Here is a 13701-nt window from a genome sequence, read left to right as displayed (position 1 = left end):
AGTGTTCGGGATCGTGTGCGGCACGGGAAGACCCGCGCCGCACACCAGTTTAGCCGTCAGCCGCGGGGCGTCGGTCCGAATTCCACAGACTCGGAGCGCGGTCGCGGGCTACTCGGAGTCCGCCATGAACGCTTCGGGGCCCTGCTCCACAGCTGCGGGATCCATGTAGAGGAACTCGAGGATGTTGCCGTCGGGATCCTCCAGGTCGCGGGAGTACATGAAGCCGTAGTCCTGAGCCGCCTTGGGCTCCGATCCGCCCGCGGCCAAACCCGCCTCGAGCACCGCGTCCACGGCCTCGCGCGACTCGCGGGAGAGTGCGATGAGTACCTGGGCCGTGGTCGCGGTGTCCGCGAGCACCTTGTCGGTGAATGTCGCGAAGTACTCGCGCGTGAGCACCATGAAGAAGACCTGCTCGTCCCAGACGACACACGCCGCGTTCTCGTCGGTGAAGAGCGGATTGATCTCGCACCCGAGCGCGGTGTAGAACGCCTTGGCGCGTTCGAGGTCGGCGGTGGCGATGTTGACGAAGATCGAGGTACTCATAGGAACTCCCTAATTTCACACAATGAGGAGTACAGAGTGCCAGTCGGCCCTCTCCCCCGTCAAGCGTTTCTCGCGGGCGGAGTGGGGGGTCGGCGAGCGCCTAGGAGCGCTCGTCGGCGAGCGGGCGGAATTCCAGCGCGTCGACGTCGCGAACGCCGGGGCGCACCGCGGCGAAACTCGCGAAACCTTCCGCGGTGACGCGCGCGAGCAGCGTCTTCATGTTCTTCTGCCGCTTCTCGAGCCGGACCCGGTGACCGCGCTCGACGAGCTCGCGCTTCAGGCTCAACAGGTCGGCGAACTCGGCCTCGGCATCGTGGACGAGCACGACGGCGTCGGGTCCATCCGTCTCCGGGAGCTCGATGAGATCCACCACACGCTCGAAGCCGATCGAGAATCCGACGGCGGGGACGTCCTGCCCCAAGAACCGACCCACCATGCCGTCGTACCGACCCCCACCGCCGACCGAACTGCCCGACCCCGGGTGGGCGACCTCGAAGATCGTGCCGGTGTAGTACCCCATGCCGCGCACGAGGGTCGGGTCGAACTGCACCGCGACCCCGTCGGGCAGCCCGCCCGCGAGCGCCTCGCCCAGGGCTGCGAGATTGGCGATGCCGTCCGCTGCCGCACCATCGGGCAGCACCGCAGTGATGGCGTCGCGGGTGAGCGCGATCCCGTCGCCGGCGAGTGCGGGCTCGATCCCGCCGAGCACGGCGCCGAGCCGCTCGGCCGCCGCGGGGTCGATCCCGCGCAGCTCCTCGACCACTCCCGCGGCGCCGATCTTGTCGAGCTTGTCGATGGTGATGAGGGCGCCGTCGTGGGTCTCGGGGGCGAACCCGCAGTGATCCAGCAGCCCGAAGAGGATGCGCCGGTCGTTGACGCGGATGACGCAGCCCGAGAGGCCGAGCTCGGACAACGCCTGCGACGTGGCGGTGATGAGCTCGATCTCGGCGAGCAGCCCGGCCTCGCCGATGATGTCGATGTCGGCCTGCACGAACTGGCGGTAGCGCCCCTTTTGGGGGCGCTCGGCGCGCCAGACCGGCGCGATCTGGATAGCGCGGAAGACGGCGGGGAGCTCGGCTCGGTGCGAGGCGTAGAATCGCGTGAGCGGCACGGTGAGGTCGAAGCGGAGACCGAGGTCGGCCAGCTGCTCGACGTCGCCGGATGCAGCGGCGGCCTCGAATGCCTCGGGCCGGATCCCCCGCTTCAGGATCGAGAAGGAGAGCTTCTCGTTGTCCCCGCCGAGACCGGCGTGCAGGCGTGCGTAGTCCTCGACCACGGGGGTCTCGATCTCGTCGAAACCGTGCGCGCGGTACACTCCGCGGATCACCCCGAGCGCGTGCTCGCGGCGGGCCTTGTCGGCGGGGAGGAAATCGCGCATGCCGCGCGGAGGATTCACGGGGGTTGCCATGGGATCCATTCTTTCATGCGGACGCGCGGTGGCCGGTTCGCGGGGCGGGGGCTGGGCTGGGCTGGGCTGGGGTGGGGTGGGGTGGGCTGGGGGCACACCAAGCGGATCCTTCAGTTCACGCGGATGGATCCCACGGTTCCTGACCGCGGGACGTGCAGGATCCGCGTGATGTGCCGGCCCCACGCCGATTCCCGACCCAGCCCAAGCGGGTGTGAGCGAATTCGGGGTTCAATCTCGCGCCAGACCCCAAAAATCGCTCACACCGCGACGAGGCAGCCCGGGTGTGAGCGAATTCGGGGCAGGATCCTGGGAGGTGCAACAGAAATCGCTCACACCAGGAAACCCAGGAACCCAGGAACCCAGGAACCCAGGAACCCAAGACCCCAAGACCCCAAGACCCCAAGGTCACAGGATCCCGGGAGTCCCAGAGATCCTGCTAGTTGGTGAGCTTGTTGAGGAGGTCGTCACCGGCGTCGGCCGACGCCGCACCGCGATCCCCCGCCGCGACCGCGGGGGTCGACCGGCTCGCATTCGCCACGGCGCGCTGCGACGCGATCACGGCGTCCTCGATGGTGGCCTCGCCGCGCTCGAGCGCCTGGAGGTTCCGCGCACGGAGCGCCCGCCCGGCACGATCCGCCGTCACGATCGCCGCGCACTGCGCTTTCACGGAATCGATGACGGCCCAAATCGTGTCCTCGGTGATGACCGGAGCCTGGGACGCGTTCGCCACGGCCTCGACGGACTTCGCGGTCTCCGCGAACGCCCCCTGGATGAGCTTGTTCGTGCCCTCCTGGACCGCTGTGCCGAGCTCGGCACCCTCGCGGGCGAACACCGCCTGCTGCCACATCACGAGCGACTGCCGGGCCGACGGCAGACCCATGGTGCGGAAGGTCGCGAGGCGACGGCGCAGCGCGAACGTCGTCACGATGAGGTTGCGGGTGGCCGGCGCGTGCGCGAAGCCCAGGAAGAACTGGGTGCGCCAGTCCGACCACGACTTCTCGGTCTCGGAGAGCACGAACGACAGCTTGCTGTGGATCTCGCGGAGCTCGGACACGGAGATGGTCTCGTCGCGGTAGACGACCGACTCGGCTTTCGCCGCCTCGGCGTCGCGCAGCAGCACATCGACCTCGTCAAAGTCCTCGCGCAGTTCCTGGATCACCTGCTCCAGCGCCGCGAGCACCGCGACGACGTCATCCATGTGCGCGAGGGTCTGCTCATGGAGCAGCTGCCCGCGAGCGATGTTGTCGGCGAGCGCCGACTCCATCTCCTGCAGTTTCACCTCGGCGAGGTCGATCTTGTCGGAGATGGGTCGGGACTCGCGCACCATCGTCGACAGCGTGTACTTCGTCTTCTTGAACCAGCCGACGACGGTGTTCACCGCGTCCTCGAGCTTCTGCGACCGCCACTTCTTCTCGAAGCCGTCCATCGTGCGCAGCATGTCGTTCACCACGGCGTCGGCCTCGGGGATCTTGATGTCGCGCTGCGCCTCGAGCAGCTGCACGGAGGCGCTGTTCATCTTCTCCATGACCGGCCCGCCGAACGACACGATCTGGTTCACGTCGTCGATGAACTTCTTCGCCAGCACGGGCGCGCCGCGCTCGAGATCCTCGAGCTGCTTCGGGGTCAGCAGGCTGCGGAACGTGAACGCCGCATCCTCGGGGCGGGCGGCCGCCGCATCGGTCCCCGGAGCGTCGGCGATCGCGCGCTCCAGGGGCGTCGCCTGCACCTCGGTCGCCTGCGTGTCACCGGGCTCGATCAGCGCGGCGAAGTCGATGGCCACGGTTTGCGGTTCGTCGGACATGCGTTCCTCCTGTGTGGGGCGTGGGACTACTGCTCGCGGTCGGTGTAGACGTCCGACAGCTTGGCTTGATTGACGGTCTGGATGAGGGAGTCGAGTGCCACCTTGAACTCGAGATCCCGCGACTCGTTCACCTGGCGGATGTTCTCGACGGCCTGCTGGTCGACGGAGTCGATCGCGAGGCTGACCTCGGCAAGTCGACCCTCGGGGTTGCTCCAGTACTGCGGGTTCTGCACGATGTCGCCGTAGTAGTCGTCGTTCAGCGCCTTGCGCAGTTTGGAGAGCGTGTCCTTGTACTTCGACTGCAGCAGTCGGAGCTGCTGGTCGGATCCTCGCTTGTGCACCCGCACGAACAGCTCGGAGACGTGGCGGGTCATCCCGGTCACGCGGGGGCCGATCGTGGGGAACGGGGCCGACCATCGATCGAGCTGCTCGATCGAGTCCTGGATGTACGCGCCGTCCTCGCCGTTCAGCGCCGCGGTGAGCTCCTTCTCGAGCCGGGCCGACCGCACCCGCGAGGTGTGCCCGCGCGCGTTCCGGCGCCGCCGGGCGAAGAGGATCACACCGAGGGTCGCACCCGCGACCGCGATGAGCGCGACGGCGCCGAAGATCACGGCCGTGCCGTCGAATCCGACGCCGGGGGCTTGCGCCGGTGAGCCGGGCACGAGCGTCTCGCCGATCGCCGCCACCGCGATCCCGCCATCCGATTCACCCTGTGAGTAGAGCGCCTCCGTGATCGCGGTCGCGTCGCCGTCGGAAGCGACCGAGAACCGATCCTTCGCACGATCCTCGATGATGATCACGGTCTCGGCGCCGGTCGCCGCCTGCACCTGCGTCGCGATGACACTCGACTGCACACTCTCGGCCTGATTCGGCTCCGGGATCACGATCACCCGGACGCCCTCGGGCAGCGCGCTCGCGAGCTCGGGGGCGTTCGAGATCGTGGCGCCGTCGAAGAGGCACACCGACTGCGTGCCGCAGGCCTCGACGATCTCGTTCGCATCGGTGACGGCGTGCACGGGCGCCGCGACCGCCGGCGCCGCGACGCCCACAAGGCACGCCGCAGCGATCCCGGTGGCGGCCGCCGCCGAGCGGATCGTCTCGAGGAATCTCACGTTCGCAGCTTAGAAGTTGTTCATGACGGACTGGAAGGTCTCGGTGATCTTTTCCGGATCGGTGGCGTCGAAGACCTGGCCGCCCGACGCCCGCGCCAGCTTCTCCAGCGACTCGACGTCGGCCGACTGCGAGTACGCGATCGCGAAGATGCGCACCGGCTTATCGTTGCCGCCCTCCTTCTGATCCGCGTTGATCTTCTGGATCAGCGTGTCGAGGCGCGTGAGCGAGTCCGTGTCCTCGCCGTCCGACAGCACGACGATCGCGTTGATCCGTCCCGCCTCGGCGTGGGTCTTCATGTAGTCGTAGGCCGCGGAGATCGCGTCGTACATCGGGGTCCCGGCGCGCTGGCTGTTCGCGAGATCCTCGATGTCGTTCTGCAGGCCCTCCTTGTCGCCGCCGAGCTCCCCGAACGGGCGCACGACGCCGATGCCGTCGACCGTCTGGTCGTCGATGCTCGAGCGCAACCCGGTCGTGAACGCCCAGACGCCGATCTCATCGGTGGGACGGATCTGGCCGAGCGTCGCCGCCGAGCCCTCAATCGCGCCGTCGAGGCGACTGCGCCCGTCGCCGATCCCCTCGTCCATCGACCCGGAGATGTCGATGAGCTGCAGGATCGCCGAGGGCTTCCGGATCGAGGCCCACTGGTCGATCGCCGTCGAGACGACGTCGGGGGCGGGCCGCGGCAGGGTCACGGTCGGCTGCGCGGGATCGATCCCGACGTCCGCGTTGAGATACTCGCTGACGTCCGCCGAGTCGTCGAGCGGGCGGAAGCCGTACTTCGGCAGGATCGCCTGGGCCTCCGGGGTCTGCAGGAACTCGACGAACGCCGTCGCGGCCGTCTGCTGCTCCGGGGTGACCCAGTCCGCATTCAGCACGACCGCGGGGTTGTCGCTCCACATCGACCCCTCGCTCGGGTACACGGCCACGAGCTTCTCGTCGGGGGGCGTGAGCGTCTCCCCCGGCTGCACCGTGTGCGAGTCGGGGTTGCCCAGGTTGTAGTTGAAGAGCGAGGTCTCCTCGAGCGCGATCGCACTGACATAGGAGGATCCGGATCCCGACGCCCGATCGGCGAGGTTCTGCAGCACCTTGCCGGTGGTGTCGCCGTAGTGGATCGCGCCGGACTCGAAGCCCTGCGAGAAGTCTTTCGCGGCCGTGACGTCCGCCGCCGTGAGGTCCGCGGCCTTACCGGAGGCGGCGTAGGACTGCATCAGCAGCATCGACAGGCCGGTGGTCGAGCTGTTCGGGTTGGTCTTCGCGATTTTGAACGTGCCCCACATGGGCTTGCCCTCGGCACCCCAGCCGTCGGGGCTCGCGATGAGGTCGTGGATCTGCTGCAGGCTGATCGGGGTGTCGGGGTATCCGAGTGCCTGCGCCATCGACTCCGGCATGCCGAACACGACCGGCGTCTTCGTGAAGCTCTCGGCGCCCGCGACGACCTTCTCCCCGGCGATCGAGGCGACACGGTCGGTCCAGACCGTGGAGGCGGGCGACCACACCGAGGGTGCGGTGTCGGCCCCGAGCGCCCACTCGGCCGTGGAGTCGGACAGGTATTCAGCGGCCTTGCCCGAGGCGACATTGACCGGAAGCACCGTGGCGCACTCCTCGAGCCCCGAGTAATGCGACGACTCGGTGAACGCCTCGCCCAGCTCCTCCATGAGGTTGACCTTCTCGGAGGAGGTGGCGACCACCACGGGGGTGCAGCCGTCCGAACCGGCCGCTCCGCTCGAACCACCGAGACCGCCGGGGGCGCACCCGACGAGCGTCAGGGATGCCACACCGATCGCGGCCACCGCAACCGTGAGCTTCCGATACCCTGCTGCTTTGGCCACGACGCGACATCCTCTCCGGAGTGATCATCCGGTGCGGACCTGGCCCTGCGTGCTGGCTCCGGCTTCACTGCGCACCGCTTTCCGCTCCCAGCCTATGTCACGCGCGGGCCTCGTTCGCTGTCAACTCGTCGGTGCGGGCGTCACCCGGGCACCACCCTGGGCACCACCCCGGCATCACCCGGCCAGTGCCGATGCGAGGCTACTCGGTATGCAGCACACGGGCGGCCATGCGGTCGACCGCACGGCGCAGCGCGCGATCCGGATCGACCCCCGCGGCGTTGGCCCGGGTGACGAGCGCGAGCATCGCGTCGCCGATCCCGAACTCGGCGAGCCGCTGCTCGTCGGCGCCGATCGCCGTCGACAGCGGATCCTCGGGCGAACTGCCACTGGCACCGGGATCGATGAGGCGCGCGCGCTTCAGGCGCTCCACGACCTTCGCAGCACGCGCGAGCGACGGCATGCCCGCGGGGATCCCCTCGAGCGGGCTGCGGGATCCGCGCTCCTCCCCCGCCGCGTCCTCCTTCAGCCGCTCCCACTCCGCATGCAACTCCTCGACGGTCATGTACCCGCGATCGCCGAAGACGTGCGGGTGCCGGGCTATGAGCTTGTCGTTCAGCGTGTCGGCGACGGCGGCGAGGTCGTATCCCTCGCCGTCCCGCTCGGCGATGGTTGCGTGGAAGAGCACCTGGTAGAGCACGTCCCCGAGCTCGCCCTGCACCTCGTCGGCGGGCAGCTCGCGCTCGATCGCGTCGATGAACTCGGCGGTCTCCTCCACCAGGAACGGGGTGAGCGATGCGTGGGTCTGCTCCTCGTGCCACGCACAGCCGCCGGGCGACACCATACGACGCACCGTCGCGGCCACTCGAGCGAGCGCCCGTGCGGCGTCGGTGAGTGCCATGGCCTCGGTGGTGTCTGCGGCATCGGTGGTGTCTGCGGGGCCCGCGGCGTCGTGCGCAGCCTCCGACTTCGCCGTGCCGGCCGATGGATCCTGGGCTTCCTCGCGCGCGCTGACCATACGACCAGCCTAGTGATCGCGTCTCCGAGCGGTTCCCAGTCGCTCCCGTGCCGAGCCTCGCCTCCGCCTCGCGGCGGTGCACGTTCCCCCGCACGGCGGAGGTGACGGCGGTTCCGATGTGGTGCGATAGAACCCTCGACGCACCGTTCAGCCGAAGGAAAGAGGGCCCGAGATGGATCACCGCACGTCGAAACTGCGAGTCACACTGAAATGGATCTCCGCCGCCGCGATCCTGGGCATCGTCGCCGCCGCAGTCTGGTTCGTGTTCGCCGCCCAGGCCGGATCTGGTGGACAAATGGTCGCGGCGAGCGCAGCGGCAGCCGCACTGGGATCCGGGTGGTCCGGAGCCTATGCAGCAATCACCGCAAAGATCAAGGCCCCCGCCCCGATTTCGCTCGCTCCCGTCGACCGATAGGCTGTTTCCGGGGTTCGGGGGGATCGAGCATTCCCGTGAACACGAGATCGCACACCGAACCAAGGAGTACACACGCATGAAGTCCACACGACGCATCGGCGCAGTTGTTGCCGCTCTCGCCCTCGCTTCGACCCTCGCCGCATGCTCGGGCGGCCAGAGCGTGGCCGACGCCTGCAAGATCGCCGACACGACCGTCAGCGAGGCCAACAGCGAGATGCAGTCGCTGATGAGCGACGCGATGTCGGGCAATGGCGACCTCGCGACCATGTTCGAGCCGGTCAACAAGGCGCTCGACGATGCACAGGCCAAGGTCACCAACCCCGAGGTCTCCGAGGCGCTCGCCTCCGTCGCCGACGAGTTCGCGGGCATGAGCGAGGAGCTCGCCGGCTACAAGCTCCCCGACATGAGCAGCATCGACGCGACCGACCCCGACGCGATGGCCGAGCTCGAGGCGCTCCAGGCGGAGTCCGAGGAGCTCGCGGCGTCGCTCGAGACGCGCGCCTCGGCGCTCATGGAGGCGGGCACCAACCTGCAGGAGGTCTGCGCCGCCGGCTAGGTTCCAGCGCGAGACGAGTGGGGGCGGGTTCCGAGCGGAACCCGCCCCCACTGCGTTGCGGTCGGGGCGCACCACGCACTCAGCCGGTTCCGCAACGCGCCTCGTAGACTCCTGGGACGCCCGTCGAAAGGATCCCCATGCCGGTCATCCGCCGCTCTCCCGCGCTCATCACGCTCACCGCACTCGCCTGCCTTGCACTGCCGCTGGCCGGGTGCAGCGCACTCGGCATCGGATCACCGTCGTCGAGTGATGCGGCGGAACCGAACGGCGCGGGTGACGCGGGTACGACGGCCAACGGCAGCTGCCAGGCCGCGGCCGAGACGATCGACCGGGTCATCGCGGAGGCGCAGCAGAACGCCCCGCAGCTGATCGAAGACCTGCTCGCCGGGAAATCCATCGACCCGGGCGCGCTCATCGAGCCGGTGTTCACCTCGCTCGACGCCGCGGGCTCGGGCGCGACGGATCCCGCGGTCATCGCCGCCATCGACGACGCACGCACGGAGTGGGTCGGACTCGGCGAGGACATCCAGGGGCTCGGCACACCGGACCTCAGCGGCATCGATCTCGGCGACCTCGGCACGCTCGGCGAGCTCGGCAACCTGCAGACGTATGGCGAGGACGTCTCGGCGATCGTGTCGGAGCGGCTGCCGGCCCTGCAGCAGACCGGTACCGCGCTGCAGGAGGCCTGCACCGCCGCGAAGTAGACGCACGGAGCCGACGAGTTTGGGAACGACCGACCCCGCGGCCGGCGCTTATCCCTCCGCGGGCGGATCCTCCTCGAGCAGCGTCGACAGCACCCGCCCGGTCCAGGCCACCACATCTCCTTCGTCGCCCAGGTGGCGTTGCCCGACCCCGGCGAGCGGGCTCTTCGAGGACGCGGTGCCGCCCGGCAACGGAATCTGCAGGTTCTGCGTCGACTCGGTGTAGCGCGCACCGGGGTACATCCGGCTCATGCGCATGCGGCGGGAATCGAGCAGCTTCACCGGTTCGAGGCGGAGCGACGGTCCGGCGGCCACCACCTTCGAAAGCCCCAGCCGCGACGCGCGGCGTCGCAGCGCGGAGATCGCCGCGAGCCGCTGCACCTCGGCCGGCGGCTCGCCGTAGCGGTCGGTGAGCTCGTCGAGCACGAGGGTGACGTGATCCTCCGGCGCCTGCGGGTGCGAGGCCGCCGAGAACTTCTGGTAGGCCTCGAGCCGCAGCCGCTCGCTCTCCACGTATTCCTCGGGGATATGCGCATCGACCGGCAGCTCGAGCACGAGCTCGGTGTTCGACTGCACGTCCTCGCCCTTGAACGTGCTGACGGCCTCGCCGATCATCCGGAGGTAGAGGTCGAACCCGACCCCCGCGATGTGCCCCGACTGCTCGCCGCCGAGCAGGTTGCCGGCACCACGGAGCTCCAGGTCCTTGAGGGCGACCTGCATGCCGGAGCCCAGCTCGTTGTTCGTGGCAAGCGTATCGAGGCGCTCGTGCGCGTGCTCGGTGAGCGGCTTGTCCGGGTCGTAGAGGAAGTAGGCGTACGCCCGCTCTCGGCTGCGACCGACTCGCCCGCGCAGCTGGTGCAGCTGGCTCAGACCGTACTTGTCGGCCGCATCGATGATGATCGTGTTCGCGTTGGCGATGTCGAGACCGGTCTCGATGATCGTCGTCGAGACGAGCACGTCGTATTTCCGCTCCCAGAAGTCCTGTACGACCTGCTCGAGCTGGTGCTCGCTCAGCTTGCCGTGCGCCACGGCGACCCGGGCGTCGGGCACCAGTTCCGAGATCTGCGCGGCGACGCGGGAGATCGAGGACACGCGGTTGTGCACGAAGAACACCTGGCCCTCGCGGAGCATCTCACGGCGGATCGCGGCGCCGATCTGTTTGTCGCTGCGCGGCCCGACGAACGTGAGGATCGGGTGCCGATCCTCAGGGGCCGTCGCGAGGGTCGACATCTCGCGGATGCCGGTGACGGCCATCTCCAGGGTGCGCGGGATCGGCGTCGCGCTCATGGCGAGGATGTCGACGTTCGTCTTGAGCTTCTTCAGCGAGTCCTTGTGCTCCACGCCGAAGCGCTGCTCCTCGTCGATGATAAGGAGTCCGAGGTCTTTGTAGAGCACGTTGCTCGCGAGCAGCCGGTGCGTGCCGATGACCACGTCGACGGTCCCCGCGGCGAGGCCGTCGATGGTCTCCTTCGCCTCCTTGTCGGTCTGGAACCGGCTGAGGGCGCGCAACTGCACCGGGAATCCCGCGAAGCGATCCTGGAACGTCTCGATGTGCTGGTTCACGAGCAGCGTGGTCGGCACGAGCATCGCGACCTGCTTGCCGTCCTGCACCGCCTTGAACGCGGCGCGGACCGCGACCTCGGTCTTGCCGAAACCGACGTCGCCGGCGACGAGGCGATCCATCGGGATCGAGCGCTCCATGTCGCGCTTCACCTCGTCGATCGTGGTGAGCTGATCGAGGGTCTCGGCGTACGGGAACGCCTCCTCCAGCTCGTGCTGCCACGGCGTATCGGGCGAGAACGCGAACCCCTGGGAGGCGACGCGCGCCGAGTAGAGCTTCACCAGCTCGACCGCGATGTCGCGCACCGCCTTGCGGGCCTTCTTCTTCGCGTTGGCCCAGTCGTTGCCGCCCATCTTCGACAGGGCGGGAGCCTCACCGCCGACGTAGCGCGAGAGCTGATCCAGCTGGTCCGTCGGCACGTAGAGCTTGTCCTTGGGCATGCCGCGCTTCGTGGAGGCGTACTCGAGCACGAGGTACTCTCGGAGCGCCTTCGTCGCGTCGCGGCCGATGCCGGTCGGCACCATGCGCTGGGTCAGTTCCACGAACTGGCCGATGCCGTGAGTCTCGTGCACGACGTAGTCGCCCGGAACCAGCTTGAGGGGGTCGACGACGTTCTTCGTGCGCCGCTTCGCGAGCTTCTGGCCGCTCGCGGCCTGGCTCGAGACGGCCCGGCCGAAGAATTCGGCCTCCGTCGCGAGCAGGACCTTCGCCTCGGCGCTCTCGAAGCCCGACCACGCCGTGCCGGTCGTGAGGTAGACGACCCCGCGCTCCAACTCCTCGGGAATCTCGTCGACGATGCGCGCCGCGGCGCCGGCCTCGGCAAGCACGTCGCGGGCGCGCTCCACGAGTCCGACGCCCTGCGCCGTGACGATGGTGCGCCAGCCGTCGGCGAGCCGATCGCTGAGCAGGCGGATGGCGGCGCCGGTCGCCTCGGCGCCCGCGGCACGGGTCACCGGTCCACCATGCACCGCGATCACCGCCGGATCGTCGTCGGTGCTCGGGGCGTCCTCGGCGTCATCCGCCTCGGGCAGCGCCTCGTCGCGCACGAAGTTCGACACGGACCACCACGGGCGGCCGTGAGACGCGGCCCGCAGATCGCCGACGGAGAGCAACCCGCTGTCGTCGACCGGCACGGGGGCGTCGGCCCCCGCGGTGGCCGCGTGCCAGGCCGCCTCGAGGAACTCGCGGTTCGTCTCGGCGAGGCTGACCGCGCGGCTCGCGACCCGCTCGGGTGACGCCACGAGCACGGCCCCGCCCTCGGGCAGGAGTGCGGTGAGCGGCCGGAGCCCGTCGAGCACCTGCGGCAGCAGGCTCTCCATGCCCTCGACCGGAATGCCCTGGCTCATCTTCTCGAGCAGGGTGGCAAGTGCCGGATAGCGCGGCAGCAATTCCGCGGCGCGCAGCCGCACCGGATCGGTCAGCAGCAGCTCCCGAGCGGGCCAGAGCTCGAGCTCCGCGAGCGGATCCCCGGCGCTGCGCTGATCGGAGACCGCGAATCGGCGGATCTGATCCACCTCGTCTCCGAAGAAGTCGACGCGCACCGCGTGCTCGGCCGTCGGCGGGAAGACATCGAGGATGCCCCCGCGCACCGCGAACTCGCCGCGCCGCGTGACCATGTCGACGCGGGTGTAGGCGAGCTCGACGAGGGTGCGCGACACTTCCTCGAGGGGCACGGACGCCTCGCCCGCGCGGAGCAGGATCGAGTGGGCGTCGACCGCGTGCGGCGACACGGGCTGGAGAGCCGCCCGGACCGAGGCCACGAGCACGAGGGGCACCTCGCCCGTGTGGTCTCGGAGCACCCGCAGTGCGGCGGCGCGACGGCCGACCGTCTCCACACTGGGACTGAGCCGCTCGTGCGGCAGCGTCTCCCAGGCCGGGAACTCGGCGGTCACCGCGTCGGGGAGCAACGACGCGAGGGCGCTGCGGAGCGCATCGGCCTCGCGGCTCGTGGCCGCAATGACGAGCAACGGGCCGCGATCCCCGGCGGCGCGCCGCCGAGCCACGAGCCCCGCGATGAGCGGGGCGCGGAGGCCCTCGGTCACGGAGAACTCGGCGTCGCCGCCGCTCGCGTCGAGCGCACGGGCGAACGACGGGGAGGCCTCGAGCAGGCGGTCGATCCCGCGCAGCGTCACTGGGCGGCCCGTCCGTGGAAGCGCTGCTGCGCGGCGAGCAGCCCGTCGGTCGTGAGCATCTCGGCGGCGTCGGCCGCGTCCTCGATCAGCACGGCGAGCGACTCCCGCTCGGAGCTAGCGAAGGGGCGCAGCACGTAGTCGGCCGGGTCCTGCTGCCCGGGCGGACGCCCCACGCCGATGCGCACGCGCTGGAACTCGGGTGATGCCATGGCCTTCGCGATGTCGCGGAGGCCATTGTGCCCGCCGTGGCCGCCGCCCTGCTTCAGCTTGACGGTGTCGAAGGGCAGGTCCAGGTCGTCGTGGAGCACGATGATGCGCTCGACCGGCACGTCGAAGTACCGTGCCAGCGCCGAGACCGGGCCGCCGGAGGTGTTCATGTAGCCGTTCGACTTCGCGAGGATGAGCTTCGGACCGCCCGGAGTGCTCCGCCCCTCCGCGATCCGCGCGTGGGTGCGGTGGGGCGAGAAGCGCGCGCTCATGCGCTCGGCCAGCACGTCGAGCGCCATCTGGCCGACGTTGTGCCGCGTCGCCTCGTACTTCGCGCCCGGGTTGCCCAGGCCGACGATGAGCCAGCTGTCACTCGACACGCGGTCCTCCACCTTCTTGTTGCTCCGCCAGAACACTGCG

At 69.4% G+C, this 13701-nt stretch carries 11 protein-coding genes; 3 read left to right on the top strand and 8 right to left on the bottom strand.

Annotation, left to right across the window (positions count from 1 at the left end; genetic code table 11):
• Nucleotides 1-108: 108 nt before the first annotated feature.
• The 6 genes from MUN76_RS15090 to MUN76_RS15065 form a co-directional block, all read right to left on the bottom strand.
• Nucleotides 109-543: a VOC family protein gene (locus MUN76_RS15090; RefSeq protein ID WP_244685888.1), complete on the bottom strand. Its 435-nt coding sequence runs from the start codon at nt 541-543 to the stop codon at nt 109-111.
• Between the two features lie 100 nt (nt 544-643).
• On the bottom strand, nt 644-1951 hold the full coding sequence (hisS, locus tag MUN76_RS15085) for a histidine--tRNA ligase (RefSeq protein ID WP_244685887.1): 1308 nt from the start codon (nt 1949-1951) through the stop codon (nt 644-646).
• A 436-nt stretch (nt 1952-2387) separates the two neighbouring features.
• Nucleotides 2388-3752 carry a toxic anion resistance protein gene (locus tag MUN76_RS15080; protein WP_244685885.1) on the bottom strand — a complete coding sequence of 455 codons (1365 nt, stop codon included), beginning with the start codon at nt 3750-3752 and terminating at the stop codon, nt 2388-2390.
• 26 nt (nt 3753-3778) lie between these two features.
• A complete protein-coding gene (locus tag MUN76_RS15075) occupies nt 3779-4864 on the bottom strand; it encodes a hypothetical protein (protein WP_244685883.1) in 1086 nt (361 codons plus the stop codon).
• 9 nt (nt 4865-4873) lie between these two features.
• Entirely contained in the window at nt 4874-6694 is a 1821-nt protein-coding gene (locus MUN76_RS15070; protein ID WP_244685881.1) for a substrate-binding and vWA domain-containing protein, read from the bottom strand.
• A gap of 199 nt (nt 6695-6893) precedes the next feature.
• Complete coding sequence (locus MUN76_RS15065) at nt 6894-7709, bottom strand: MazG nucleotide pyrophosphohydrolase domain-containing protein (protein ID WP_244685880.1); 816 nt, start codon at nt 7707-7709, stop codon at nt 6894-6896.
• Between the two features lie 172 nt (nt 7710-7881).
• On the opposite strand from MUN76_RS15065, the gene MUN76_RS15060 reads away from it, so the two are divergent.
• The 3 genes from MUN76_RS15060 (at nt 7882) to MUN76_RS15050 (ending at nt 9384) form a co-directional block, all read left to right on the top strand.
• A complete protein-coding gene (locus MUN76_RS15060) occupies nt 7882-8124 on the top strand; it encodes a hypothetical protein (RefSeq protein WP_244685878.1) in 243 nt (80 codons plus the stop codon).
• Nucleotides 8125-8200: 76 nt separating this feature from the next.
• On the top strand, nt 8201-8680 hold the full coding sequence (locus tag MUN76_RS15055) for a hypothetical protein (protein ID WP_244685876.1): 480 nt from the start codon (nt 8201-8203) through the stop codon (nt 8678-8680).
• 137 nt (nt 8681-8817) lie between these two features.
• On the top strand, nt 8818-9384 hold the full coding sequence (locus MUN76_RS15050; RefSeq protein ID WP_244685874.1) for a hypothetical protein: 567 nt from the start codon (nt 8818-8820) through the stop codon (nt 9382-9384).
• Between the two features lie 48 nt (nt 9385-9432).
• On the opposite strand, the gene mfd is transcribed toward MUN76_RS15050, so the two are convergent.
• The gene (gene mfd / locus MUN76_RS15045) at nt 9433-13074 is read right to left on the bottom strand and encodes a transcription-repair coupling factor (RefSeq protein ID WP_244685872.1); all 3642 of its coding nucleotides are present in this window, start codon (nt 13072-13074) and stop codon (nt 9433-9435) included.
• A complete protein-coding gene (gene pth / locus MUN76_RS15040; protein ID WP_429953381.1) occupies nt 13071-13661 on the bottom strand; it encodes an aminoacyl-tRNA hydrolase in 591 nt (196 codons plus the stop codon). Before pth ends, mfd begins: the two co-directional genes overlap by 4 nt.
• Nucleotides 13662-13701: the final 40 nt, after the last annotated feature.

The organism is Leucobacter rhizosphaerae (assembly GCF_022919175.1).
GTDB classification, from domain to species: Bacteria; Actinomycetota; Actinomycetes; order Actinomycetales; family Microbacteriaceae; genus Leucobacter; species Leucobacter rhizosphaerae.
The sequence above is the reverse complement of the archived record's forward strand: the minus strand, read 5'-3'. Positions and strand labels throughout refer to the sequence as shown.

What these genes read in the sequence shown, in the direction of transcription:
- MUN76_RS15090 (WP_244685888.1), bottom strand. Translation starts at nt 543, where the DNA reads ATGAGTACCTCGATCTTCGTCAACATCGCCACCGCCGACCTCGAACGC.
- hisS (WP_244685887.1), bottom strand. Translation starts at nt 1,951, where the DNA reads ATGGCAACCCCCGTGAATCCTCCGCGCGGCATGCGCGATTTCCTCCCC.
- MUN76_RS15080 (WP_244685885.1), bottom strand. Translation starts at nt 3,752, where the DNA reads ATGTCCGACGAACCGCAAACCGTGGCCATCGACTTCGCCGCGCTGATC.
- MUN76_RS15065 (WP_244685880.1), bottom strand. Translation starts at nt 7,709, where the DNA reads ATGGTCAGCGCGCGCGAGGAAGCCCAGGATCCATCGGCCGGCACGGCG.
- MUN76_RS15060 (WP_244685878.1), top strand. Translation starts at nt 7,882, where the DNA reads ATGGATCACCGCACGTCGAAACTGCGAGTCACACTGAAATGGATCTCC.
- MUN76_RS15055 (WP_244685876.1), top strand. Translation starts at nt 8,201, where the DNA reads ATGAAGTCCACACGACGCATCGGCGCAGTTGTTGCCGCTCTCGCCCTC.
- MUN76_RS15050 (WP_244685874.1), top strand. Translation starts at nt 8,818, where the DNA reads ATGCCGGTCATCCGCCGCTCTCCCGCGCTCATCACGCTCACCGCACTC.